We start from the raw sequence: 25207 nt of genomic DNA on the forward strand, positions 1-25207 counted from the left end.
GACGGACAGAAAAAGATCGGAACAGCGTGGACGTGTTGGGGACTGTTGAAGAAATCTGGCGATATCCTGTGAGCTCGCTGGGCGGCGAAAGGCTGATGTCGGTGGAGCTTGCGGAACATGGTATCGCGGGCGATAGAGGCTGGGGCATTGTCGATGTCGAAAACCGCCAGATCGCCGCACCGGAAAAAGAGGCGCGTTGGCGCCCCGCACTCTTCCTCAATGCAAGAATGGCGGGTGATGTGCCGGAAATCGGCTTTCCCGATGGTGACTGGCTGTCCGTGCTTGGCAACAGCATCGGCGTGCGGCTATCGGAACATTTCGGCTTCGAGGTAGCGGCATGGCCTTACGGGCAGGCTGATGTGGGCCAAGAGCCCGACGCACATATCGCAACAAACCGCTATGAGCCCAGCCCACTGCACCTTTTGACAACAAATTCGCTGGAGCAGCTTTCGGCCCTTCTGGGCAACGAGAGCGTGGAGAGCAGACGGTTTCGCCCCAATATCGTTCTTCGTATGCCGGGCGGCGATGACTTCTGCGAGGCCACGTGGCCGGGGCAGCGCCTGCGGCTCGGAGATGCGCTTATTGCCGTGAGCGAAGAGACGAAACGCTGTGGAATGACGTTGATTCCACAGCCGGATTTACAGGAAAACGCCGACATCCTGCGGACGATTCTTAGAAAGAACCGAAGAAACTTCGGCGTCTATGGCTCAACCGAACGCTGCGCCATGATTTCGATAGGGGATGAAGCAGAGATCGTCGGGGCCTGATCAGGCCGCCGACAATTGCAGTTGCGCGTTCGTTTCCAGGATGGCCTTGGACACGACACTGCCGATATCCCGGGCGCTGGTGATACCCTGAACGAAGGGCAGCTTGTGCAAGAGGAAGGCGATGGAGCCGCAATAAAGCCTGTTGGTGAGATTGTCCTGAAAGATGGGGCGGAACTTCTCGTCCAGATCAACGCCACCCGTGCGAACCAATGCACCTTCGCCATCCACCAGAGAGGGCACCGCGCTTGTTGTGGCCTTGCGCATGACGCCCTGCTGCTTCAGCGTCGGGAAGGGGATGTCGCGCGCCGAGAGCGTGTGCTGGCCGGTCGCATCGATGAAGGCATCGAAAGTGTAGGTGTTGCCCTGCGCCCGCACGACCGCTCCGCGCTCCACGCTTTCGTTGTCGATCTCGCTTTCGTTCCCAAGTGCCTGGATATCCAGCTTGCCTGCACGGTAGAGCGCCAGCAGCCGCTGGATCGAGGCGTGCGGCACGGTGGCGTAATCATCCACGAAGACGGTCTTGAAGTATTTATGAAAGCGCTCCAGATCCTTCTCGTCCAGATGCGGAATTGCCAGCGCGATCACCTCATGCATCCGTAAGATGGCATAGCGCCATTCCACCGTATATTTGGCCTTCTTGTTGGCTTCCGCTTCCGCCAGATTGCGCGCCGCCCACTGGAAAGGCGGTGTTGTTTCGCGGTCGTTGAAATAGGCCTTGGCAATGGTTTCAACCGTCAAGAATGACAGGCCGATACGGGAGGCATATTCGGGATCGCAGAACAGAAGCTCGGCCTTGAACAACTCGAACACAGCATCCAGCAGGTCGTGACGGCGTGTGGCGATGAGGGTTTCGATGGCCGCTTCCGTGCAGAATTGCAGGGGACGATAGGGAATTTCGCAATAGAAGTCGGCTTCCGGCAAGACGCCCTTTCGCGACATCATGGTCACGTGCAGACCGTCCGTTTCGGCCATGGGATGATATTGCAGAACGCCCTGCTCATCCAGCAGGAAGGATCCATGTGCGGTCGCAACCGTAATGAGGGCATCGATACCGCTGAGCGACGTGCCCAGAATACCGACCCTGCATGGCCCGATCTTTTTCAAGGCGGGAGCCGGCCATGGCGACATGTAGTAGCCCGGCTTGACCTCGGTCGTTTCCGGGAAATCGTGGCCCGTGGCCATGACCACGTGATCGAAGGCGAATTCCTCCGTCGTGCCATCAGGCGCGCTGACGCTCAGGCGTATATCCTTCTGACGCAACTCGATATCGCGCACGCGATGCGATGCCCTCACGTCGATGCTGTGGCCATTGGCCTTGCCGATCTCGATCAACTGCGAAAACTGCGAGAAGAGAAACTCGCCCAGAACAACGCGAGGATAGAATTCACGGTCGGCAATCAACGCACGCTCTATGCCGAAACGCTGCAACTCCTCGTCCGGCTGGCGGCGAAGCCAATCGGACAAAGTCTCGCAGACAGGTGGCAGTTCGATGCTGGCGATGTTGGACAGCATTGCCTGATCGTTGAGGTCCGGATGGTAGGGCGTACCCTTGCCCGGATCGGCTTCGCTTTCGAAGATGGTGATCGAAAGCGGCTCAGCTTTGCCCACCAGTCCCTTCAACGTATATATTCCCGTAGGACCGGACCCAATGATAGCAATTTTCGATGACATGGATAGAATGAACCCCGTAAGAAACGCCCGATGGCGTTCTTAGAAACCACGAGGAGCCTTCGAAGTTCCCTTGCGACAGGAACAGCATTGGCGGAATATTAGCGATGCCACGGCATTCGCCGTCTCACATTTGAACCTAGCTCGCCGGAACACGTTTTTCGCCCATGGATTCATCGCACAGCAATCTTCTGACCTCGCTTCACTCCGGCTACCGGGCCGTCATCATCGGCGCCAGTGGCGGCATCGGATCGGCACTCCTCGACCATCTGCGCAACGACGAGAATTGTGCAGATGTCATCGGCCTTTCGCGGCGGCACGACGGGCTTGATTTGACCGATGAGCACAGTATCGAAGCCGCGGCAAAGGGTCTTGGGGCTGAGCCGATCCAGCTTCTGATCTGCGCAACGGGTGTCCTTGGCGTCGATGGACATTCGCCGGAAAAGGCCCTGCGTCAGGTAGAACCCGAGGCGATGCTGAAACAGTTCGCGATCAATGCCGTGGGGCCTGCCCTGATCGCCAAGCATTTCCTGCCGCTTCTCGACCGCAAGCAGCGCGCCATCGCCGCCTTCCTGTCGGCACGCGTCGGCTCAATCGGCGACAACAGGCTTGGTGGATGGATGTCCTACCGGGCATCGAAGGCTGCGCTGAACCAGATTGTCCATACGGCAGCCATCGAATATGCCAGAACCCACCCGCAGGCTGTGCTGGGTGCCATCCATCCAGGAACCGTGCGAACGAAACTTTCCGAACCTTTCGCCGGGGGGCACCGCACCGTGGCACCTGACGAGGCGGCAGCATCGATCCTGACCGCACTCGATGGATTGACCGCCGAGGCGAGCGGAACCTTCATTGCCTATGATGGGAGTAGCATTCCCTGGTAGTGCGGAGTTTCCGAATGGGGTCGCGTCTCTCTGATAGAGCGAAATCGGCAATCGCCATGGGATGTGTAGCGGCTACCTGCATGGCGGCCAGTCTTCCATCACAAACAGCTTTCGCGAGCGAGGAGCGTGAACAGCCCTGCCTTTACGAGCGGGCGAACGAAAGCGAACGCCTCTGCCTGCGCCGGGAAACCTTCAACGCCGACCTGTGTCGCACGATCGAGCATTTTGCCCGGGTTCACACGGTCCCGCCCGCTTTTTTCGCCCGGCTGATCTGGCGTGAGAGCCTGTTTCGCCCGGAAGCGGTCAGCCACAAGGGGGCGGAAGGCATTGCGCAATTCATGCCCGGCACGGCCAGGCTTCGCGGCTTGAACAACAGTTTCGATGTCATAGACGCACTGGACGCATCGGCTGCCTATCTTAACGAGCTGAAGAACCGCTTCGGAAATTTCGGTTTTGCGGCAGCAGCGTATAATGCCGGAGAAAACGGGCTTTCGCGTTATCTCGCCGGTGGAAGACTCCAGATAGAAACACGCGACTATGTTTTTGCAATTACCGGGCAGCCCGTGGAGACGTGGAAGGATTCCCCGCCCCAGACGGCAGCACCGGAACTGAACAAGGATCTGCCGTTTCAGGACGCCTGCCTTGTGCTTGCCGACACCCGCCAGATGCAGGAGCCGGTTTTTGCGGGTTCAGCAGATTGGGCGCCATGGGGCGTCCAGCTTGCCGCCCATTATCGACCCGCCATTGTCGAGCGACTGTTTACACGCGCGGTCAGCCGATTGCCTTCACCGCTCAACGAAGAGCGGGCACTGGTGGTGCGACAGCGCGGCGGAAATTTTGGCAACCGACCGCGCTATGCGGCACGGCTTGGACGGGAAACGCGCGCCGAAGCCAACCGCCTGTGTCAGGACATTCGTGCCGCAGGCGTTCCGTGCACCGTATTTAAAAACCGCTAGCGAAACCTTGCTTCAGCACATTTGGAGCCAGAACACCCCGGCAAAGACGATGATGGTGGATGCCAACCCTGCCAAGGCGACATATCTGGCAATAGGCAGGATTGTCTCACCGCCCGCCTCGACCTTCCTGTGAGGCAGATACAAGAGCGCCGACACCGAGACTGCCACCACAAAGGCGACGATGGTCGTTAACCGCAGCAGCGATATGCCACCCAGCATCATGACATCCCATCCCGCCCGACAGCCAACAGCTTGGAGGCCGTAAATGGCGGAGAAATAACCGGCCCAGAGAATGAGCGGGCCTGCGAGAGCAAACAATATCCGGTACCGCATGACTTACCCTCCCGGCTGCAAGGCGGCCAACAGATAGGGATATATGGCAGCAATCAGAACCACGGCGAGACAATAACCGTGCCAGAGCCTTCCGATAACGAGATCGTTCTGTCGTGTCGCCGAAACATAGCCGCTACGGAGCCGGTAGAGACAAAAACCGGAAAACACCGTACCCAGGACAAGATGGACCAGCAGATAGCTGGAAACCGCGAATTTGACCGCTTCCAGTGCGTGAGCGCTCGCGGTGGAATTCATGGAAAGGTCAAGAAGGATGAGAGCGGCGGCGATGACATAAGCCGCGAAAGAGGCAACGAGCATGGCCTTGCCGATGATGACCCGGCCAAGCGCACTGCCACCCGCCCCGCAACAGGTGGCAATAAGGCCAAATGCCAGGGCTGACAGATGCGCAGTTCCGGCTTGTGAGGCCGGAATTCCTTCCCCTGCGGGTGTCGAGACCCACAGGAAAACTCCGCCGAACAAAAGGGATGAGAACAGGGTGGCGTTGGCAACCAGCGTGAGGCGCATGGCCAATATGCTGGGTGCATCGGTATGTTCGAAATGAAGCGGCAGACGTGACGATGGCGACGCGATCATTTCGCCCCAGTCGGTTCTGGCGGCATTGTTGCATGTCCAGAGCAGGAAGAGGCCGAGGGTGAGCAGAGCAAAGACAGCAGATGCAGGATAGAGCTTGAACAGAAGGCTGACGAACACCCCTCCGGTGGCAAGGGCGGTATAGAGCGGCAGATAGGTCGGCGTCGGAAGAACGATGATCTGGTTGGCCTTTCCAGAAACCGCATCGACACCGATTGTTTCCATCCAGCCATTTCGACAAAAGCCGAGAAAGCCTTTTCCAGCGGCGAGTTGTGCGGCAAGGCGATTGATCGGAAGATTGTCGGCACGCGTGGCAATCTCAGGAATGGAGGCAAAACTGTAAGGCGCTGGCGGCGTCGGCATGGCCCATTCCAGCGTCCCCGCGCCCCACGGATTGCGGCGGAAAGGCTTCCCGAAGAGGAAGATCAGAACGATATCCAGCGCCACCAGCATGAAGCCCATGGCCATGATGAAGCTGCCGAAGGACGACAGAAGATTGAGCCACTCCCAAGGCGATGCTTCCGGATAGGCGAAAGTGCGGCGCGGCATCCCCAGAAGCCCCGTCAGGTGCATCATGAAGAAGGTCAGATTGAAGCCTATGAAGATCATCCAGAAGGCGGCGCGCGACAGGTGCTGCACCGGTTGGCGCCCGCTGATATGGGGAACCCAGTAATAGATGCCGGCCAGCATGGGGAACAGAAAGCCGCCGACCAGCACGTAGTGAAGGTGGGCAACAACGAAATGCGTGTCATGCGCCTGCATGTCGAAGGGCACCATGGCAAGCATGACGCCGGTCAACCCGCCGATGACGAAGACGAAGAAAAATCCGAAGACATGCAGCATGGGAATGTTGAGGCGGGGTTTACCCTGCGCAAGCGTGGCAAGCCACGCGAAAATCTGGATGGCTGTGGGGATGGCGACCAGCGCACTTGCCGCTGAAAAGAACGACAAGGCTACATGCGGAATGCCGACCGTGTACATGTGATGGACCCACAGGCCAAAGGACAGGAAGGCCATGGCCATGAGCGAGGCGACGATGATGTGATAGCCGGTCAGCGTCGTTCTGGCGAGCACGGGGATGATAGTGGACAAGGCGCCCGCTGCGGGCAGAAAGATGATGTAGACTTCCGGGTGCCCGAACAGCCAGAAAAGATGCTGCCACAAAAGCGGGTCCCCTCCCCGGTCAGGATCGAAGAACGGCAGGCCGAAGGCGCGTTCGGCCTCCAGCAGCATTGAACCGAGGATCAAGGGGGGGAAACCGACCAGCATCATGCCGCCGACAACCAGCATGTACCAGGCAAAGATCGGCATTCTGACAAGCGACATGCCCGGCGCACGCATACGTATGATGGTGACGACGATCTCAATAGCCGCGCTGATGGCGGAGATTTCGACGAAGGTTATGCCCAGAAGCCAGATATCGGCATTGATGCCGGGGCTGTAACGCGACGAGGACAGGGGCGTGTACATGAACCAGCCGCTATCTGGCGCGACACCGCCGAGCAAGGCGACGATCAGCATCGAGCCGCCGAAGAGGTAGCACCAGTATCCGTAAGCCGACAATCTGGGAAAGGCGAGATCTCGGGCCCCGAGCAGCTTGGGCAACAGATAGATCGACAACCCCTCGAAAAACGGGATGGCGAACAGGAACATCATGATGGTGCCATGCATGGTGAAAACCTGCGCATATTGCGCGGCATCCATGAAGGCATTGGAAGCGGTCGCAAGCTGGGTGCGGATCAACATGCCAAGGAAACCGCCAATGGCGAAGAAGACCAGAGCAGTCACCATGAAGCGGATGCCGATGACATTGTGATTGACGGCAGCGAGCCGCTTCAGACCCTTGCCGCTGCGCCAGACGGCTTCCAGCTGCCGATGCAGGGCAAGCGAGGAGATGGGTTCTATGGTCGTTTCGCGGTCCGTCACTGTTGCAATGTCCTGAGTGTGTTTTGAAAATTCTCAACGCTATGGGCCTGCACGCGGAAATTCATTGCGCTGTGACCTTCGCCGCAATATTCCGCGCAAATGCCGCCGAATGTGCCCTCAACATCCGCTCGCAAGACGATGCTGGTTGTTTGTCCCGGAATGGCGTCGATCTTGCCGCCGAGCCTTGGCACCCAGAAGCTGTGTATCACATCCGTGCTTGTCGTCAGAATTCTGACGGGTTGACCAACAGGAATATGAAGGACGTCCTGACTGTTGATCTGGTTGCCGTCCTGCTCATAGACAAAATCCCAGCCCCACATCCTTGACGTGGCGGTTACGGTGACAGCGGGCTCCAGTGCTTCTGCGCCGAACAGTTTTTCGCCCTGAACGAAGGCATAGGCAAGGAGTGCCAGAAGGACGGGTATGGGCATGGCGAGACCGCCCCATCCGATCCATTGTTTCGGCGTGACGTTTTCAACCAGCCGGGGCGCGAAGAAAACGATGTAGAGCAGCATCATGATGAGGGTAAAAAGGCCAACCGCGCCCGCCAGCATGGCCCACCAGAGACCCGCTATAGCCTGAGAGGACGGACCTGCTGGATCCAGAACTGAAAGATCGCCGGAACACCCGGCTAGAACCGCAGCAAGCGGTAAAACTGCCGTTAGCGGCCGGAACCGCATCGGCGATACGCGTGTTGACCTGACATCAGGAGGTAACCCATGGCAGATACAGGCAGTCCCAACCCCGTCATTTCCAAGGTGGAAGAAAAGACCACGAATTCCGCCGTGGCCGTTGCGGGTCATCCGCTCCATGCCATGACGGTTCATTTCCCTATTGCGCTTGTGATTGCGACACTTGGGACCGACGTTTTCTACTGGTGGAGCGCCGATGACTTCTGGGCGCGCGCGGGGCTTTGGGCTTCCGGTGGCGCATTCTTCAGTGGACTGGCCGCAGGCACGATCGGCACCGCAGAACTTCTGCTGGTCGCCGGCATTCGCGCCCGCGTCGCAAGCTGGGCCCATGGCATTGCCGCGATGGCTCTGATCGGGGTTATGGGAGCGAACTGGGGTGGCCGCGTGACCGCGACCATCGATATCTTGCCGCATGGGCTGGGATTGTCCCTTCTGGCTGCTGTCCTGACAGGACTGGCCGGGTGGCACGGTGGGAAGTTGATTTTCGATCACGGCATCGGCCTCATGGTATCGGCCAAGGACTGATCTTCGAGATCATGCTTTTCAGTGCTCCCGGTTCAAAGAAGCCGGGGGGCACCGAAAAATCGACCATGGGACGAGCCAGCACCACGAAAAGAATGCCGCACACGACCCCGCCGCTGAGGATTGTTGCGGTAACGAAGCGCCAGACGGGATAGACCTCACCCTCCTCAAAAAGCCTGATAATAACGAGGCCCGTCATGACGTGGATGACGACGAGCATCCCGACCAGCATGAGCTTGACAGAAAACCAGCCGCTATAGGGCTCCTGCAGGAAAATGAGCCCTGTTCCCGACGCAATGGCGACGAATGCTGCGGGCGAAAGAATTCTGACATAGGAGAAGCGGACGATCTTTTGCAGCCGGAAAAGATCCTGATCTTTGCTGATATGAGCACGTTGCACGTAAAGGCCCGGAAGGCTGACAATGCCCGCCGCCCAGAGCGCAATCGCCGCGATGTGAATGAATTTGAGCCAGACTGCCATGGGCTCAGTTTCCCAAGGCTTGGTGGCCGCAGAACAATCGCTTGCGCAAGACAAAGACCGCAGCTGCTGCATAAGGCGCAAAGCCCAGCGTCCACATCAAAACGCCGGAAAGCTGCTGGTCGCCCAGTGGGGTGAAGCCGAAAGCCTGTGTCGTCAACAGATGCGGCGCAAAAAGCGGCTGGGGTGCGAAGGTCAGGATTGCCCCGAGAAAGCCCATCTGCACCATCGTCCCGACCGCCAGCCCCACGGACGACAGCATCGACGTCTTCTCAGACAGGATCCGCAGCCACAGCCACACGGATGAGCCGATCAAGGCAGCCTGCATCAACCAGTATGGCAGAGTACCCGACAGCGCGAAATCATAGGCGAATGGTAGATGCCACGTCCAATAAACGACGGTGTGAAGAAGAAAGACCGCCTCTGCCGGGACCTTCAAGGCCTTCATAGGAGAGGCAAGCAGCAATGCCGCAGCGATTGGCGCGGCGACCGAACCGACCAGGATATGGTGGATGGTGCGGGCTGAAAACAGTGCCGTTGAAAGGGCGCAAAGAGGGGAGACGAAGGCGATGACGAGGACAAGTGACAGCAGTATGGTCAATCCGCGATGCCGATCATCTGACCGAGCGTGCAGAACTGCGATGACGGATACCATTGCCAGAACGAGAACAGGATCGAGATTCCAAGCATATTGAAGATCCTGGCTGTCTGGAGCAGGCCCGCAATAGGGATCCAGTGTGCTCGGCAAATTGTTACCCCCGTGTGCGATGCGTGACGTGTCTCCTCATTCCCGCAACGCGCCCCCCACCCAAGGGTTCCAAAATAGTTCCCTGACAGGATCACAAAAAGTTTTCCGCAACGTCGCCTGTGTGTCCATGACGGCACTGTGATGCAGTTCCGAGCCCGGCATCATCCCGCGCGTGGAACCATCGCAAGGCTCATCTGTTGGCTCATCACGCAGAGCCATGAGGTGACCGGGTGGAACAAAAAGTCAAATACAAGCAATACACGATGCCCACAGGCGGGTGGGGTTCTCTCAAATCAGTCTTTGCCGATGTGATCCAGCAACGCGCCATAAAGACGGCGCCGGGGCTTCTGAAGGATCACAACAAGGTCGGCGGTTATATGTGCACCAGCTGCGCATGGGCAAAACCTGGCAAGCCGCATCTGGGCGAGTTTTGCGAAAACGGCGCAAAGGCAACATTTTGGGACCTGACATCCAAGCGAACGACGCCAGAGTTTTTCGCGAAGCATACCGTCAGCGAACTTCTCAAGTTGCCGGACTATGATCTGGAAAACGAAGGCCGCCTGACGCACCCGATGCGCTACGACGCGACCACAGACAAATATGTGAGCGTGAGCTGGCAGGAGGCGTTTGCAGACATCGGGCAGAAGCTCAAGGGTTTCGAGCCATCATCGGTCGTCTTCTATGCTTCAGGCCGCGCTTCGCTCGAAACATCCTACATGTATCAGCTTCTGGCCCGCCTTTATGGCAACAACAACCTTCCCGACAGTTCTAACATGTGCCACGAGACAACCTCGGTTGCCCTGCCGCAAAGCATCGGCACCCCCGTCGGCACGATACTTTTGCATGATTATGAGCACACCGATTGCATCTTGTCCTTCGGTCAGAATGTCGGCACCAACTCTCCACGACTGTTGCACAGCCTGCAGGAAGTGCGTGAGCGGGATGTCCCGATTGTGGTTTTCAACCCCCTGAAGGAGCGCGGCTGGCAGGAATTCGTCAACCCCCAGCGTCCCGGCCAGATGGCCACGAACAAGGCAACGCAGATTGCCACGCAATATTATCAGGTGAGCGCCGGTGGCGATATTGCCGTGATGATGGGCATGGCGAAGTTTCTGTTCACATGGCACGACGAGGCGAAGGCGCGGGGTGAGGCCGGCATTCTGGACGAGGACTTCATCCAGCAGCACACGCATGGCTTCGAAGCCTTCGAGGCACAGGTTCGGTCAACTGACTGGGCCGAGATCTTGCAGGTTTCAGGACTAAGCTCGGCCTCTATCGAAGCGGCGGCGCGGACCTACTCCAAGGCAAAAGCAGTGATCGCCATCTATGGCATGGGCCTGACGCAGCACAGATATGGCGTGGACAATGTTCAAACGCTGATCAACCTTTTGCTGATGCGCGGCAATATCGGCAAGCCCGGCGCAGGCATCTGTCCGGTGCGCGGACATTCCAACGTTCAAGGCCAGCGTACGGTCGGCATTTCTGAGAAGACCGAGCTTGTTCCTCTCGACCTTCTTGCGGAACAATACGGCTTTGAGCCACCCCGCGAAGATGGACTGAACACCATCGAGGCCTGCGAAGGCATTGTGAAGGGAACGGTCAAAGCCTTCATCAGCCTTGGCGGCAACTTTGTGCGTGCCATCCCCGAGAGCGAACTGATGGAGCGCAAATGGCGCGATCTCGACCTTTCGGTGCAGATTGCCACCAAGCTGAACCGCAGCCATCTGGTAACAGCGGCGACGACCTATATTCTTCCCACGCTGGTCCGCTCGGAGATCGACGAGCAGCTGTCAGGGCCGCAGATCGTGACCATGGAAGATTCGACGACCTGCATCCACGCCTCGCGCGGGAAGTACAAGCCCGCGCATGAGGAGTTGCTGTCGGAACCGCGCATCGTCGCCGAGATCGCCAAACATGCGCTGGAACCCAACCCAAAGGTGCCGTGGGAAGACTGGGTCAATAATTATGCGCTGGTCAGGGACGCCATCGAGGCCACCTATCCCGAGCCATTCAGGGACTTCAACGGGCGGCTCGACATACCCGGCGGCTTCCCCAGACCTGTGCCCGCACGCCACCGCGAATGGCACACGGACACCGGCAAGGCGAACTTCAAGCTGCCGAAATCCTTGAACGCCAGTTTTGCTGCCGCCGAGGACGGCGATGTGTTGCGGCTTATAACGCTGAGGTCCAATGACCAGTTCAACACCACGGTCTATGGTTACGATGACCGCCTGCGCGGCATCCACAAATCGCGAATGATCGTGATGATGAGCGCCGATGATCGCATCCGGCTTGGCATTGCGAAGGACGGTTTGGCACGCATCACCACCGCCGTCGATGACGGGATCTTGCGGACGATGACCAATTTTCAGGTGATCGATTACGACCTGCCATCGGGAACTTGTGCTGCATATTACCCGGAATGCAACCCTCTCATACCGCTCTGGCAATATGCGGAAGAAAGCAAAACGCCTGCTGCAAAATCGGTGCCGGTGCGGATTGAGCCTGCCTGACACGACCGCTGCGAGTTGGCCAGCCTTAAGAGCTGGCCTCTCTGGCAAGCTTGTCGGCAAGCTCATTGCCGACATTTCCATTATGGCCCTTGCACCATGCAACCCCGACGCCTGGATTTTGCCGAAGCATGAGGTCCATGCTCTTCCACAGGTCCGCATCCGGTATAATTCGGCTGCGCTTTTTCGGGTTCGGATTGTAACGCTTCCAGCCGTTATTGCTCCAGATGGGGCGCCAGACATTGCACCCTTCCACGACGTAGTTTGAGTCAGACCAGATGGTGATGGCGGCAGCGTCTATGTTAGTCATGGCCCACTCAAGCGCCTTGACGGCAGCCACGAGCTCCAGCGTATTGTTGCTATCGCCATCGAAGCTACCGGCATGGGACGAAGTGATCCTGTTTTCGTCGCTCGTCGCTACGAAAGCCCAGCCGCCCTTCTTTCTGGCAGCATCGTAAGAGCCGTCGATATAAAGATGGAGCATGGCTCCGTTCGACACGCTCGAGTTTGGCCCGGAAGCACTGCCATGCACCTGCTCTTCTTTTGACGTCAGTGTCACTGCAATGGCTGCCGCTGAATGCCCGACAGCAGGGTGCGGATGAAAAGCGCGCCGTCCACGCAAAGTCTGAACTTGCCACGCCGCAATGCCCATTCCGTCACGAGCCCACCGACGATGGCAGAAACCATGGAGGCGGCCTTTTCAGGCGTCCAGGGTGCCGCGAGACCCGGGCCTGCGTCGACGGCGGTGAAAATGCGAAGAAGGAGATCATTCATTTCTTCTGGAAACGTATCCTGCCCTTCCTCGTCATTTTCCGTCAGCACAATATCGAGCCGCATCATGACAAGCAGCAGACCGCGTTGGCGCGGGTCCTTTTCGAACCGCGCGAACATGTCCTGGATAATGTCGATCAATGTTTCGATGGAAGGACAGCCCTTGCCCTCGGCAAGTTCGTCGGCGAAACGCCGGAACGGCTCCTGCGCACCGTTTCTCAACGCCAGTAAAAGACCCTGCTTGTTCTTAAAATGCCAATGAATGGCGCCGCGGGTAACGCCGGACTGCGTGGCGATTTCCTCAAGGCTGACCTTGTCGTAGCCCTTATCGAGGAAGAGGGTCTCGGCAGCCTGCAAGATCTGACGCCCGGTTTCCGCAGCCTGATCCTTGGTTCTTCTCACCCTACGCCTCTCTAATCACCTATTTTCGAATATGCTTCTATATGGTGAAATAGGGCAAAGCAAATCAGCGGCATGCTAAAAAATGATCCAGACCCAGCCGCCATCCGCCTCCCGGCTTATGACTGTCCCGACGGGCCTTGCGCGTCGGGACAGTCGGTTCCGTCGTTACACTGTTTTCGGTTCTGCCTGTTTCGCCTTGCGGGAGCGGAACAGTTTCGTGACCAGTACGAAGAACACCGGCACCATGACAATTGCCAGAAGCGTGCCCGTTACCGTGCCGAAGAAGGTCGCATAACCAATGGCGTGGCGAGCGCCGGCGCCGGCACCGGTGGAAATGACCAGCGGAATGACACCCAAGCCGAAGGCAAGAGACGTCATCAAGATTGGTCTGAAGCGAAGCTTCGCTGCCTGGCAGACCGCGTCGAATGCGCCCTCACCCAGATTGGCCATGCGCTCACGGGCAAATTCGACAATCATAATGCCGTTCTTGCCGGTGAGGCCGACGACCGTCAGCAGTCCCACCTGGAAATAGACGCCATTGGACTGACCGCCGATCCATGCGCCCAGAAGCGCTCCCAGAATACCAACCGGCATGGCGAGCAGGACGGCGACCGGAATTGTCCAGCTTTCATATAGGGCAGCCAGGCAAAGGAACATGGTTGCGAGCGCCAGACCGTAAAGCGGCAGAGCCCCCGCGCCAGCATCCTTTTCCTCAAGGGACATACCCGTCCACTGCAGGCTGAAGCCGGGCGGCAGCTTTGCTGCAAGCGCTTCCATTTCCGCCAGCGCCTCACCCGAGGAAAAGCCTGCTGCGGGAGACCCTTCAAGCTCCATGGCTGGCAAGGCGTCATAGCGGCTGACCTGCTGGGGTCCGAAAACCCAGTTCTGGCTGGCAATGGTCGAAAGATCGACAAAGTCGCCGTTGCCATTGGGAACGCGCCACAGGGCAAGATCTTCAGGCCCGGTGCGGGCATCCGGCTCACCCTGAACATAGACGCGCTTCATACGACCTTCATAGAGAAAGTCATTGACGTAGGAGCTTGACCACACGGTCGTCAGGAACGCGCCGACATCCGCCGCACTCAATCCCACCGCGCCAGCCTTGCCCCAATCGATGTTGAGTTCGAACTGGGAGGCGTCTTCCACACCGTTCGGTCGAACCGCCATGAGCTTGGGGCTCTTGGCAGCCATGCCAAGCAGCATGTTGCGGGCTTCCAGAAGCTGCTCATGGCTTTGGCCAGCGCGCGCCTGAAGATAGGCGGTAAAGCCGTTGGAGTTGCCCAGTTCCGTGACGGCGGGTGGCACGAGCGGAACGACGATCGCTTCCTTGATGCCGCCCATCAGAGGGCCGAAGGCGCGGGCCGCGATGGCCTGGGCGGAGTTTTCCCTGCCCTCACGCTCTTTCCAATCCTTGAGCTTGACGAACATCATGCCCATGTTCTGGCCCTGCCCGGCGAAGGAGAATCCACGCACCGAGAATACGGACGCAACATTCTTCCCTTCGGCGTTCATGTAATAGTTTTCGACCTTGCGCAGCACGGCTTCCGTGCTTTCGGCAGTCGTTCCGGGCGGGGTCTGGATGATCGTCAGGAGGCTGCCCTGGTCTTCATCCGGAAGGAAGGATGTGGGCGTTTTCTGGTAAAGCGACACCATGACGCCAACCAGAACCAGATAGACGAGGAACATGCGGATCGGTCGTTTCGCAGAGCCGGACACGACCTTGCCATAGCGATCCGTAAGCCAGGAAAAGCGACGCTCGAAAGCGTTGCTGAACCGAACGGCCAACCCGGCCTTGGCATGGGGATCGTGCGCCTTGAGGATCGTGGCGCAGAGAGCCGGTGTAAAGATCAATGCGACCATGACCGACAGCGCCATGGCAGACACGATGGTAACCGCAAACTGCTTGTACATTTCGCCGGTGGCACCGCCGAAGAATGCCATCGGCACGAAAACCGCTGAAACCACCATACCGATGCCGATGAGAGCGCCCTGGATTTCAACCATGGACTTCTTTGTCGCCTCGACCGGATCGAGATGCTCGTCGCGCATGATACGCTCGACGTTTTCCACCACGACAATCGCATCATCCACAAGCAGACCGATGGCAAGGACCATGGCCAGCATCGTCAACGTGTTGATGGAAAAACCAAGCGCTGCCATGATGCCGAAGGTGCCAAGAAGCACGACTGGAACCGCAAGCGCCGGGATAAGGGTTGCGCGGAAGTTATGAAGGAAAAGGAGAATGACGAGAACGACGAGCGCAATCGCCTCGATGAGCGTGTGAACCACCGCCTCGATGGAAAGCGATACGAAAGGCGTTGTGTCATAGGGAATGACGTAACTCACGCCCGCCGGAAGATATTCTCCGAGTTCGGCAACCTTCGCCTTGGCCAGCTCCGCCGTCTCCAGCGCATTTGCGCCTGATGCGAGCTGAATAGCCATGCCCGATGCGGGCTTGCCATTGTAGAAACCAGCAATTTCGTAGTTTTCCGTACCCAGTTCAGCGCGAGCGACGTCACGCAGAAGGACCAAGCCTCCATCCGTATCGGCGCGCAGAACGACACGCTCGAAGTCCGCAGGTGTCTTCAAAAGTGACTGTGCGGTCACCGTCGCATTCAGCAGCTGCCCCTTGGGTGCCGGCATCGCACCAAACGAACCCGCAGAAATCTGTGCATTCTGCGCGCTGATGGCATTGATGACGGTGTTGGGGGACAGGCCGTAATATTTCAGCTTCAGCGGATCCAGCCAGATCCGCATGGCATATTCCGAACCGAAGACTTCAACCTTGCCAACGCCTTTAAGGCGGGAGATCGGCTCGACCATGTAGGAGTTGAGATAATCCGAAAGGTCGACCGCAGTGCGAGCTCCGTCATCGGAAATCAGAGCGATAACCATGAGGAAGCCCGTCGTGGATTTTTCGGCCGTAACACCCTGGCGGGTGACTTCCGCAGGCAGGCTGGCCTCGGCCTGGCTCAGCTTGTTCTGAACCTGAACCTGAGCAATATCGGGATCAGTACCGAGCGAGAAATTGAGTGTGATGGAGGCGCGACCTGTCGAGGTCGTCGACGACTCGATGTAGCGCAGGCCATCTAGCCCCGTCATTTCCTTTTCGATGATCTGGACGACCGTATCGGCGACCGTTTCAGCCGATGCGCCGGGATAGGTTGCGCCGATAACGACGGCGGGTCCGGCAATCGACGGATACTGCGAGATGGGCAAACGCAGGATCGACAGGACGCCGAGCCCCATGATGATGATCGCTATGACCCACGCGAAGATGGGCCTGTCTATGAAAAACCGCGCCATGGATTAGTTGCTCCCTGCCGGAGCGGCTGGCTGTACCACCGGCTGCGTGTCAATTTCGACCGGTGCGCCTGGCTTCACCTTCTGGAAGCCGGTCATGACGATCTTGTCGCCTGCCTTTAGACCATCGCTCGTGACCCAGCGATTGCCAGCGCCAGCAACGACTGTGACCGGACGTGGTACGATCTTGCCATCTTCCACGAGCCAAACGGAAGATTGACCCTTGGCGTCGCGCATCACCGCGCTTTGTGGCACGAGTGTCGCATTCTTGGTGACGGCCTGTGGCAGTTCGACTTCGACATAAAGACCAGGCAGCAGCTTATGGTCCGGATTGGAGAAGGAAATTCGAAGGGTCACCATGCCGGTTGTCGGCTCGACACGAGGCTCGGCAGCCTTCAGATCACCCCTGATGGGATAAGTCTGGCCGTTGGGGAGGATCATGGTTGCGACGGACATGGCCTGGCCACCGCCAGCACGCTTGTCGGAATTCCACCGTAAAAGATCGTTTACCGATTGCGTGACGTCGACATAGATCGTGTCGAGCGCGCGGATTGTCGTCAATGCTGTCGTCTGCTGCGCGGCCACGAGCGCACCTGCAGTCGCGTCGGAAAAGCCGATAACACCCGAAATAGGTGCCTTGATGGTCGTTCTATCGAGATCGATTTCAGCGGTTCTCAACTGCGCAAGCGCCACCTGAAGTGCAGCCTGCGCCTTGTTCCGGTCAGCGATCTTGGTGTCGCGATTGGACGCAGAGCCGACATTGTTTGCGAATGTTTCTTCCGCACGTCGCGCGTCGACAACAGCGAAGTCGTAACTCGCCTGAGCCTGAGCCACATTCGCCTTGGCCGATTCGACCGCTGCGACATAGGTCTCGTCTTCGATCTTGTAGAGAGCCTGTCCGGCCTCGACCTTCGCGCCTTCCTCGAAAAGACGTTCGCGGATGATGCCGTTGACCTGTGGCCGGACCTCGGAAATCGTGGACGGCTTGATGCGGCCTGGCAGGCGGGCGGTCAGCGTGAAGTCTTCGACCTTTGCTTCCTCCACCGTGACCTTGGGAGTTGGAGGTTGCTGGGCAATGACCTTCCCGGGAAGGACGACGCTTGAGAGGATAAGGGCAAGGCCGACCGTCTGCCCACGCCGGAACTGAGTTTTCTGGACCATTTTCCACCTTTTCGATGCACGGGTGTTGCCGGACGACAAGACGCATCGCCGCATAATCTCGTATACATACATTCTGAATGTAAATATCAAGTGAATTATTTCGTTTGAATATCCGGGCGGTGATTTACGCCCTATTTCGATCATCTGGAGCTGTATCCTGATACGTGCTACGCGCTAGAGGGGATGGCGCAGGACAACCCTGCCGCGCGCAATATGACAGTGCAATTCGTCAACGGAGGTTTGGATGATCGAGAAAATTCTGAGAGAGATGACACTTGAGGAACAGGTCTCGCTGCTGTCAGGAGCTGACTTCTGGACGACGGTGCCGGTGGAACGGCTTGGGGTTCCGAAAATCAAGGTGACCGATGGCCCGAACGGGGCACGTGGTGCGGGCTCACTGGTGGCTGGCGTGAAGGCAGGTTGTTTCCCGGTAGCGATTGCGCTGGGCGCGACATGGAATCCGGCCCTTGTGGAACAGATGGGCGTGGCGCTGGCGGGGCAGGCCAAAAGCAAAGGCGCGTCCGTTCTTCTGGCGCCCACAGTCAACATTCACCGCTCCGGTCTGAACGGGCGCAACTTCGAATGCTATTCCGAAGATCCGCTGCTGACCGCAGCACTTGCGGTCGCCTATATCAAGGGCGTGCAGAGCAAGGGCGTCGCTGCGACCATCAAGCATTTTGTCGGGAATGAATCCGAAATCGAGAGGCAGACGATATCTTCGGATATTGATGAGCGCAGCCTGCGGGAGCTGTATCTCCTGCCCTTCGAACATGCGGTAAAGACTGCGGGCGTGATGGCGGTGATGTCATCCTATAACCGGCTGAATGGCTCCTATACGAGTGAACACGAATGGCTGCTGACGCAGGTGCTGCGCAAGGAATGGGGATTTGACGGCATTGTTATGTCGGACTGGTTCGGATCACATTCGACCGCCGCCACCGTCAATGCCGGGCTGGACCTGGAAATGCCGGGCCCAAGCCGCGACCGCGGCGCAAAGCTTGTCGAAGCCGTCCGCAAAGGTGATGTCGACGCAGCAACCGTGCGGGAGGCTGCTCGCCGTATTCTCAGCCTTCTTGCGAAGGTCGGGGCTTTTGAAACCACACCCGATCTCACCGAGCACGCCCTCGACCTGCCGCAGGATCGCGCCCTTATTCGCAAGATTGGCGCGGATGGCTGCGTGTTGCTGAAAAATGACGGCGCCTTGCCACTTTCGAAGACCACGCTCGACAGCATTGCCGTTATCGGCCCCAATGCGCGGGAAGCACGCGTCATGGGTGGCGGAAGCGCTCAGATTGCCGCGCATTACACGGTCAGCCCGCTGGAAGGAATAGGCTCGGCGCTTTCCAACGCAAACAATGTTCACTACGCCGCCGGCTGCAGCAACAACCGCCTTATCGACGTGTTCGAAGGGGAAATGGAGGTCGAGTATTTCAAGGGCAGGACGCTTGACGGTGCGCCGGTGTGCCGTGAGACGGCCTCCAAGGGCGAATTCTTCTGGTTTGACCTGCCATCGCCAGAGCTTGATCCGGCCGATTTTTCCGCACGGATCACCGCGCATTATGTTGCTGCACAAGCGGGCGAGCATGTCTTCGGCATGACCAATGCCGGGCTCGCAAAGCTGCATGTAGACGACGCATTGCTCGTCAACGGATATGACGGCTGGAGCCCCGGCGACAATTATTTCGGCACCGCCAACAATGAGCAGCGCCAGACGCTGACGCTGGAGGCTGGCCGCCGGTATAAGGTGACAATCGAATATTGCTCGCCGGCACCGACCGATGACGGCATCCATCTGACCGCAATCCGTTTCGGCGTCGAGAAACCGCTTGGTGATGACGCCATGGACGAGGCCGTCGCAAAGGCGGCAGGTTGCGATGTTGCCCTGCTCTTCGTCGGTCGCAATGGTCAGTGGGACACGGAGGGGCTCGACCTTCCGGACATGCGCTTGCCGGGTCGACAGGAGGAACTGATCGAAAGGGTTGCTGCCGTCAACCAACGCACGATCGTCATCCTGCAAACGGGCGGGCCCGTGGAAATGCCGTGGCTTGGAAAGGTGCAGGCGGTGCTGCAGATGTGGTATCCCGGCCAAGAGTTGGGCAACGCCGTCGCCGATGTCCTTTTCGGCGATCAGGAACCCGGCGGGCGCTTGCCGCAAACATTTCCAAAGTCTCTCTCGGACAACTCGGCATTTACAGAAAATCCACTCGTCTACCCCGGGAAAGAAGGCCATGTTCGCTATGATGAAGGCGTCTTCGTCGGATATAGACACCACGACACCAGCAATATCGAGCCGCTTTTTCCATTCGGTTTCGGTTTGGGATATACGCGCTTTGAGTGGGCGAACGCCAGAGCCTCGGCAGAAACCATGGGTGAAGACGGCTTGAACGTTATGTTGGACGTGACCAATGTCGGCGACCGCAAGGGATCGGAAGTCGTCCAGCTCTACGTGCGCCCACAAAACTCAGTGGTATCTCGGCCAGAAAAAGAGCTGCGGGCCTTTGCCAAGCTGGAACTTTCGCCCGGCGAGACCCGGACCGTTACCCTGAAAATCAAACTGCGCGACCTCAGCTATTACGACGTCGAGGCCGCTGCTTTCCGGTCGGAGAAGGGGCAATATGATCTGATACTGGCGGCAAATGCTGGCGATGTCCGCGAAACCGTAAGGATAACCAATCCACATGAATGGCTGGGTCCGGTGGACAGCGTTTCTGTTTAAGAAATAAAAAGACTGCCCCTGCGGAAGCCCGGGCAGTCTCTGTCAATTTCTGAACTTTCGGATCTGGAGAGGGGTGCTTCCGCGCCCCTTTCTAAACCCTTGTGCAACGATGAGCTGCCTGACCTAGGCCGCCTTCTCGCGATAACCAGTCGATGACGAATAGCCACCCTCCGAGGACCCCATTCCGGTCTTCATCTGGCTGGCAGCCATCCGCAATTGATGACTGCTGGCGCCAAGCTGGAACTGCGAGAGGAGGTTGCTCAACTTGCGGCTTTCCAGCGCGAGCCCTGCTCCTGCCGCATTCATTTCCTCGACCATGGCCGCATTTTTCTGCGTGGCCTGATCCATGTGGTTGACTGCGGTATTGACCTGCGCAAGGCCCGACGACTGCTCTTCTGCCGCCGTGGCAATTGCGTCCATATGCGTGTTGATGACCTGAACAAGCTCTTCGATTGTGTTGAGCCCCTCGCCCGTGTCGCTGACCAGCTTGACACCTTCGGCAACGGCCAGCGTGGAGTTGTTAATCAGGCCCTTGATCTCCTTGGCCGCTCTGGCCGAGCGTTGAGCAAGCTCACGCACTTCCTGGGCAACCACGGCAAAGCCCTTTCCGGCCTCCCCGGCACGCGCCGCCTCGACACCGGCATTCAGTGCCAGCAGGTTGGTCTGAAATGCAATTTCATCGATGACAGAAATGATCTGGTTGATCTGGCGCGATGCTTCCTCGATCCGCTCCATGGCTGCAACCGCATTGCGAACAACTGCGCCGGATTGTCCCGCATGGCTGCGGGCATCACGGACGATATCGCGGGCTTCGGATGTGCGCTTGGACGTTGAGACCACGTTAGAGGTAATCTGTTCGAGTGCTGCAGCGGTTTCCTCCAGGGATGCCGCCTGCTGTTCGGTTCTCTTGGCGAGATCGTCCGATGCGTCCGATATCTCCCTGGCGCCGCCTGTGACGGTTTCGACAGAGTTTCCGACGGAAAGCAGCGCATCCCTCAGTTGACGCAGCGATGTGTTGAAGTCCGCGCGCAAGCCTTCGAACTGTGGTGCCATGGGTGTATCGATTTCACACTGCATGTCGCCTTGCGCAAGTCGCTTCAGGCTGGCAGCAAATGTGCGCGTTGCCTGTTCGAGACGACTTTCCGCCTCTGCCTCGGCCAAAGCTTGCATTTCTGCGCGCTCGGCCTCTGCGCGCAAGCGGCTGGACGTGGCATCTGCCTCCAGTTCCGCGTTGCGAATGGCTGCCTGTCGGAAAATTTCGACCGCATGAGCCATCTCACCGATTTCATCCTTCCGCCCGAGGCTCGGAATAGCGCTTTCCTGATCGCCATCCGCAAGTGCGCCCATACGGCCAGAGATACCGCGAATGGCCGAAGAGAGTGCCTTGAACACTGAAAGGGACAAGGCGACCGTCAGCACAATCAAAAGTCCGAGGCTGGCAAGCATGAAGGTGAGATGGCGGCTCGCCACATCGATTTTCGTCTGTGCCAGATCACCTATGTCGTCCACAATCGCCCTCGACATCGTCGCAAAGGCGTCACGGCGTAGATTCATGGCCGCGTTCCAGGTGCTGAGGTCTGCGGTGCTCGGAGCACTGCTGACATTGTTGGTCATCTTGTCGACGATGTTCGCAATGAATTTGCCATCAGCCGACTGCCAAAAGCGCTCCTGCTCATCCATAATCTTTTGCGGCAAGAATTCCTGCATCGGCTTCAAAGCATTCGTGATCAGCCCCTTGGCTGCGAAAAGATGCTTCAGGTCATCATACTGAAGCGACCCATTCTGGGCATACTTACGACCCAGGGTGACATAGATAAGGTAACCATTATTGGCTTGCAGGAACGAGTAATAACCGCGGATGGCGCGCGACAGTTCCGAGTCCTCGACAAGGCTTCCTGCTCGACTGGTAATGTCCAGACCGACAGCCGATATGGGTTGGAGATGCTTTAAAGGCAGAAGGGTATCCTTGTCGCCGCTGTCGACCTTTCTGCGATATTCCGAGATATTGGCAAAGTTCTGAACCATTTTTGCCTTCAAGGCCGCGAGGCCGGCGTCCTCATTTCCATCAGAAAATGCGGTGTCATATGCATCGATCAATTTTGCATAATCATCATCCGTCTCTTTACGCGCAGCTGCTCTATCGGCCGGAAGCGCACTTGCTTCATTTGGCATGGAGCGCTGAAGTGCGGCACCCGCGCGGGCCAGACGCACCAGGTGGACCGCCTTCTCCAGTCCCAGAAAATTCGTGTAGGCGCTTTGGCTGAGAATGCCGCCGAGAACCATGGTCGCGAGCAGCGGCACCAGAGCCAGCATCGTCAACTGTGTTCGAAACGAAAATTTTCTTACCGATATATGCATTCAAGCCCCCTTGACGACGCAGTGCGCTCACCCGCCAAGGAAAATAAAAATCATTGATTGATAAAAAATTACGGATGCCAACTATTGCAAATACAGGAAAGAATATTTTTTAGTACAACCATTCGCTAAAGCTCACATCACCTTTCCGATCGAGAATATTCAAATATTTCTAATTGATCGATATCGAATACAACATGAGACACTGGTTTGGGCAGATCGCTTTCTACCGTGATATCCTTTCAATTCTGCGAAAACCTGAGGCGTCAAAGCAGCAACTGAGAGCGAGACAGGTCTCCGCGTTCACATTCAACTATTTGAAACCCTGCGCACGATACCGGGGAAGGCACGATATGCCAGTTCAATCAACTTGCCACGGCCTGGATAGTTGACCTCGCGCCCGGTCTCCAGAGCTCGCTCGACAGATTCAACGACAACCTCTGGCGTGACCATCTGGGAGATCGATGTCCGGCCATTTCGTAAGAAGTCAGGTCCCGCTTCTGCGACCTGCGATATCAGCGGGGTGTCCACCGCTGGCGGGCATACCAGTTGAAACCGCAGACCGCTGTTGCGGTTCTCATTTATGAGTACTTTCGCATAATGATTGACCGCCGCTTTCGTTGCGCCGTAAGCGCCAAACCGATCGATGGGGACAATACCGGCTGTCGAGCCATAAATGATAATATCACCCTTGCGACGCGGCAACATTCGCTTGAGGAGGACGCCGGTGGCGTTGACCATGCCGCAATAATTGATCTGCATGACCTTATTGATCTTGGCCGGGTCGGTCTTTGCAAGTTCACCGCCCGGCATGATTGCTGCGCAGGCGATGAGACATGTTACGGGTCCAAGCGTTTGCTCGATTTCGGCCACGGTCGCCTCGAGTGCATCGTGATCCGTCACATCGCATGAGAATGGCTTGATGCGGGAATCGTGCCCGCTGACGTCCTGCAATCCTTCCCGGTTGAGGTCGATGATGGCGACGTAGCCGCCTTTCTGGGCCAGACGAAGCGCGTGTAAACGCCCAAGACCGCTGGCGCCACCTGTGATAACAGTTACATCCGTCATGACTAAAGCCTTATCTCCATTGGAGTATCATCACGCTCAAGGCAGAACGCATAGGGACCGGGCATACCCTTCAGGTCCATGATGCCCAGCACACGGCGATCATCAATTTTCGCGAAATGATCAAAGATAGGTTTGCTGTCATAGGCCATGGTCGCTGTCGAGCGCCCTCGAAACTCGATCATCCGCAATCTTGCCTTCGGCAGGCTCGTCTGCAAAAGCGGCCGCGCTACCTTCATTGCCAGACCAAGAACGGATGAACGGGGAAGCGGGGCAAACAATGGCACAAGCATCGGATCGACAGCATAAAGACTGCGCTTCGCAGGACCGTAAAACAGCAGCGGATGCACCGCTTCGGCACTTTCGAACAGTTTGCCGTACCAGCCACTTGGCTCCAGAAGGCCATCTAGCCCATGGCCGGTGCGGATTTCAAAACCCCGCCAGCGTCCAGTCATGAAATCGAGTGTCGCTGGCTCAAGGCCGTCGAAAGCCGCGAGTATCTCATCCGGGCTGGCGCGTCGCGTCTCAAGTATATGTCTTATGGTCATATTAATCCAACCTCGGCTCTACCAATAAAATATATATTTCATGCACCGCTTGCGGCGATCATTCAAACAAACACGCTACCAACTCCTCTCGCAGTTGCAGATAGAGACCTTCGTGCCTAATTCAAGCGGCGACAGGAAATCCGATCCCCCCAACGCTCCCTGTGAGCAGATCGCCATGGATTGAAAATGAACGTATTTGACCTTCTCGAAGACGATACACGCCCCAGAGCACCGCCAATTCCGCAAGCCACTGCGGCAGATCGAATGGCGGGAAAGCGGCTGGCCATGATCCATGCCATGCATATCGACGCGCTCGACGAAACCAAGGCCATGATGCTGAAGGTGGAAGCGGGCGAGCTGGACGCCGGAACGCTTGCGACCAAGATCGAAACGCTCGATATGATGAGAAATTATGTGCGGTTCGGAAACCTTTGCGGGCGGGAATGCGAGTTTCTCAACTATCATCACTCCGCTGAAGATGGTGACATATTCCCTGTCATTCTGGCGGGGGCGAACGACGGCTTGAAAGCGGTCATCCAACGCCTCATGCAGGAACACGACGTGATCCACGAATTGCTTTTGACGCTTTCGAAAAATGTTGCAGCCCTTCTCGCCGACCCTGGCGCCGAAACATTTGCGCAAGCAAAGGAGACCTTCTGTCTTATCGACCGCGTGGTTCGGTCACATTTCGGCTACGAGCAGACGGAGCTGGAAGAGGCCCTGGGCTTTTACCGCGCTCTCTAGTCAATTCCGCATATGCCAATGCTCTGCCCATAATTTCGATGGGCAGAGCATTTTCGTGTGCGTTCAC

20 protein-coding genes are annotated in these 25207 nt (G+C 57.7%); 7 read left to right on the top strand and 13 right to left on the bottom strand.

The window, feature by feature from the left end:
* Positions 1 to 32 precede the first annotated feature (32 nt).
* Positions 33 to 767 carry an MOSC domain-containing protein gene (locus tag QRN85_RS05475; RefSeq protein WP_284757232.1) on the top strand — a complete coding sequence of 245 codons (735 nt, stop codon included), beginning with the start codon at positions 33 to 35 and terminating at the stop codon, positions 765 to 767.
* Here the strand turns inward: QRN85_RS05475 and QRN85_RS05480 are convergent, their stop codons facing one another.
* The gene (locus tag QRN85_RS05480; RefSeq protein ID WP_284756946.1) at positions 768 to 2438 is read right to left on the bottom strand and encodes an FAD/NAD(P)-binding protein; all 1671 of its coding nucleotides are present in this window, start codon (positions 2436 to 2438) and stop codon (positions 768 to 770) included.
* A 164-nt stretch (positions 2439 to 2602) separates the two neighbouring features.
* Between QRN85_RS05480 and QRN85_RS05485 the strand changes: the two genes are divergently transcribed.
* Both QRN85_RS05485 and QRN85_RS05490 read left to right on the top strand, forming a co-directional pair.
* A complete protein-coding gene (locus QRN85_RS05485) occupies positions 2603 to 3319 on the top strand; it encodes an SDR family NAD(P)-dependent oxidoreductase (RefSeq protein WP_284756944.1) in 717 nt (238 codons plus the stop codon).
* A gap of 14 nt (positions 3320 to 3333) precedes the next feature.
* Positions 3334 to 4275 carry a lytic transglycosylase domain-containing protein gene (locus tag QRN85_RS05490; RefSeq protein WP_284756943.1) on the top strand — a complete coding sequence of 314 codons (942 nt, stop codon included), beginning with the start codon at positions 3334 to 3336 and terminating at the stop codon, positions 4273 to 4275.
* Positions 4276 to 4287: 12 nt separating this feature from the next.
* On the opposite strand, the gene QRN85_RS05495 is transcribed toward QRN85_RS05490, so the two are convergent.
* The 3 genes from QRN85_RS05495 to coxB are packed head-to-tail and all read right to left on the bottom strand — an operon-like array spanning position 4288 to position 7805.
* A complete protein-coding gene (locus QRN85_RS05495) occupies positions 4288 to 4608 on the bottom strand; it encodes a hypothetical protein (RefSeq protein ID WP_284756942.1) in 321 nt (106 codons plus the stop codon).
* A gap of 3 nt (positions 4609 to 4611) precedes the next feature.
* Positions 4612 to 7125 (bottom strand): cytochrome c oxidase subunit I, encoded by a 2514-nt coding sequence (gene ctaD, locus QRN85_RS05500; RefSeq protein ID WP_284756940.1) that lies wholly within the window; start codon positions 7123 to 7125, stop codon positions 4612 to 4614.
* A complete protein-coding gene (gene coxB, locus QRN85_RS05505) occupies positions 7122 to 7805 on the bottom strand; it encodes a cytochrome c oxidase subunit II (RefSeq protein ID WP_284756938.1) in 684 nt (227 codons plus the stop codon). Before coxB ends, ctaD begins: the two co-directional genes overlap by 4 nt.
* A 39-nt stretch (positions 7806 to 7844) precedes the next feature.
* Between coxB and QRN85_RS05510 the strand changes: the two genes are divergently transcribed.
* Positions 7845 to 8342: a DUF2231 domain-containing protein gene (locus QRN85_RS05510; RefSeq protein WP_112960635.1), complete on the top strand. Its 498-nt coding sequence runs from the start codon at positions 7845 to 7847 to the stop codon at positions 8340 to 8342.
* Here the strand turns inward: QRN85_RS05510 and QRN85_RS05515 are convergent.
* Together QRN85_RS05515 and QRN85_RS05520 are read right to left on the bottom strand one after the other, a co-directional pair.
* Entirely contained in the window at positions 8320 to 8820 is a 501-nt protein-coding gene (locus tag QRN85_RS05515; RefSeq protein WP_113098737.1) for a CopD family protein, read from the bottom strand. The two genes, QRN85_RS05510 and QRN85_RS05515, sit on opposite strands and share 23 nt — an antisense overlap.
* A 4-nt stretch (positions 8821 to 8824) precedes the next feature.
* On the bottom strand, positions 8825 to 9565 hold the full coding sequence (locus QRN85_RS05520) for a cytochrome c oxidase assembly protein (RefSeq protein ID WP_284756934.1): 741 nt from the start codon (positions 9563 to 9565) through the stop codon (positions 8825 to 8827).
* A 230-nt stretch (positions 9566 to 9795) separates the two neighbouring features.
* Here QRN85_RS05520 and QRN85_RS05525 point away from each other — a divergent pair, with 230 nt between their 5' ends.
* Positions 9796 to 12078, top strand: coding sequence for an FdhF/YdeP family oxidoreductase (locus QRN85_RS05525; protein WP_284756932.1), 2283 nt, complete (start codon positions 9796 to 9798; stop codon positions 12076 to 12078).
* Positions 12079 to 12103: 25 nt separating this feature from the next.
* Here the strand turns inward: QRN85_RS05525 and QRN85_RS05530 are convergent, their stop codons facing one another.
* The 4 genes from QRN85_RS05530 to QRN85_RS05545 all read right to left on the bottom strand — a co-directional run bounded on the left by QRN85_RS05530 (position 12104) and on the right by QRN85_RS05545 (position 17712).
* Entirely contained in the window at positions 12104 to 12559 is a 456-nt protein-coding gene (locus QRN85_RS05530; protein WP_284756930.1) for a ribonuclease H family protein, read from the bottom strand.
* A gap of 71 nt (positions 12560 to 12630) precedes the next feature.
* Entirely contained in the window at positions 12631 to 13248 is a 618-nt protein-coding gene (locus QRN85_RS05535; RefSeq protein WP_284756928.1) for a TetR/AcrR family transcriptional regulator, read from the bottom strand.
* A gap of 165 nt (positions 13249 to 13413) precedes the next feature.
* Complete coding sequence (locus QRN85_RS05540; RefSeq protein WP_062590123.1) at positions 13414 to 16554, bottom strand: efflux RND transporter permease subunit; 3141 nt, start codon at positions 16552 to 16554, stop codon at positions 13414 to 13416.
* A gap of 3 nt (positions 16555 to 16557) precedes the next feature.
* Positions 16558 to 17712, bottom strand: a complete 1155-nt coding sequence (locus QRN85_RS05545) for an efflux RND transporter periplasmic adaptor subunit (RefSeq protein ID WP_284756925.1) — start codon at positions 17710 to 17712, stop codon at positions 16558 to 16560.
* 244 nt (positions 17713 to 17956) lie between these two features.
* Between QRN85_RS05545 and QRN85_RS05550 the strand changes: the two genes are divergently transcribed.
* The gene (locus tag QRN85_RS05550) at positions 17957 to 20428 is read left to right on the top strand and encodes a glycoside hydrolase family 3 C-terminal domain-containing protein (RefSeq protein WP_284756923.1); all 2472 of its coding nucleotides are present in this window, start codon (positions 17957 to 17959) and stop codon (positions 20426 to 20428) included.
* 123 nt (positions 20429 to 20551) lie between these two features.
* Here the strand turns inward: QRN85_RS05550 and QRN85_RS05555 are convergent, their stop codons facing one another.
* The 3 genes from QRN85_RS05555 to QRN85_RS05565 form a co-directional block, all read right to left on the bottom strand.
* A complete protein-coding gene (locus QRN85_RS05555; RefSeq protein ID WP_284756922.1) occupies positions 20552 to 22786 on the bottom strand; it encodes a methyl-accepting chemotaxis protein in 2235 nt (744 codons plus the stop codon).
* Positions 22787 to 23092: 306 nt separating this feature from the next.
* Complete coding sequence (locus QRN85_RS05560; protein ID WP_284756920.1) at positions 23093 to 23851, bottom strand: SDR family NAD(P)-dependent oxidoreductase; 759 nt, start codon at positions 23849 to 23851, stop codon at positions 23093 to 23095.
* 2 nt (positions 23852 to 23853) lie between these two features.
* Positions 23854 to 24396, bottom strand: a complete 543-nt coding sequence (locus QRN85_RS05565) for a DUF4334 domain-containing protein (protein ID WP_284756918.1) — start codon at positions 24394 to 24396, stop codon at positions 23854 to 23856.
* Positions 24397 to 24582: 186 nt separating this feature from the next.
* Between QRN85_RS05565 and QRN85_RS05570 the strand changes: the two genes are divergently transcribed.
* Positions 24583 to 25140 carry a hemerythrin domain-containing protein gene (locus QRN85_RS05570; RefSeq protein ID WP_284756916.1) on the top strand — a complete coding sequence of 186 codons (558 nt, stop codon included), beginning with the start codon at positions 24583 to 24585 and terminating at the stop codon, positions 25138 to 25140.
* Positions 25141 to 25207 lie beyond the last annotated feature (67 nt).

The organism is Agrobacterium sp. fls2-241-TYG-188a (assembly GCF_030209845.1).

What these genes read in the sequence shown, in the direction of transcription:
- QRN85_RS05540 (WP_062590123.1), bottom strand. Translation starts at nt 16,554, where the DNA reads ATGGCGCGGTTTTTCATAGACAGGCCCATCTTCGCGTGGGTCATAGCG.
- QRN85_RS05545 (WP_284756925.1), bottom strand. Translation starts at nt 17,712, where the DNA reads ATGGTCCAGAAAACTCAGTTCCGGCGTGGGCAGACGGTCGGCCTTGCC.
- coxB (WP_284756938.1), bottom strand. Translation starts at nt 7,805, where the DNA reads ATGCGGTTCCGGCCGCTAACGGCAGTTTTACCGCTTGCTGCGGTTCTA.
- QRN85_RS05560 (WP_284756920.1), bottom strand. Translation starts at nt 23,851, where the DNA reads ATGACGGATGTAACTGTTATCACAGGTGGCGCCAGCGGTCTTGGGCGT.
- QRN85_RS05490 (WP_284756943.1), top strand. Translation starts at nt 3,334, where the DNA reads ATGGGGTCGCGTCTCTCTGATAGAGCGAAATCGGCAATCGCCATGGGA.
- QRN85_RS05510 (WP_112960635.1), top strand. Translation starts at nt 7,845, where the DNA reads ATGGCAGATACAGGCAGTCCCAACCCCGTCATTTCCAAGGTGGAAGAA.
- QRN85_RS05565 (WP_284756918.1), bottom strand. Translation starts at nt 24,396, where the DNA reads ATGACCATAAGACATATACTTGAGACGCGACGCGCCAGCCCGGATGAG.
- QRN85_RS05570 (WP_284756916.1), top strand. Translation starts at nt 24,583, where the DNA reads ATGAACGTATTTGACCTTCTCGAAGACGATACACGCCCCAGAGCACCG.
- QRN85_RS05495 (WP_284756942.1), bottom strand. Translation starts at nt 4,608, where the DNA reads ATGCGGTACCGGATATTGTTTGCTCTCGCAGGCCCGCTCATTCTCTGG.
- QRN85_RS05555 (WP_284756922.1), bottom strand. Translation starts at nt 22,786, where the DNA reads ATGCATATATCGGTAAGAAAATTTTCGTTTCGAACACAGTTGACGATG.
- QRN85_RS05480 (WP_284756946.1), bottom strand. Translation starts at nt 2,438, where the DNA reads ATGTCATCGAAAATTGCTATCATTGGGTCCGGTCCTACGGGAATATAT.
- QRN85_RS05515 (WP_113098737.1), bottom strand. Translation starts at nt 8,820, where the DNA reads ATGGCAGTCTGGCTCAAATTCATTCACATCGCGGCGATTGCGCTCTGG.
- QRN85_RS05530 (WP_284756930.1), bottom strand. Translation starts at nt 12,559, where the DNA reads ATGCTCCATCTTTATATCGACGGCTCTTACGATGCTGCCAGAAAGAAG.
- QRN85_RS05485 (WP_284756944.1), top strand. Translation starts at nt 2,603, where the DNA reads ATGGATTCATCGCACAGCAATCTTCTGACCTCGCTTCACTCCGGCTAC.
- QRN85_RS05550 (WP_284756923.1), top strand. Translation starts at nt 17,957, where the DNA reads ATGATCGAGAAAATTCTGAGAGAGATGACACTTGAGGAACAGGTCTCG.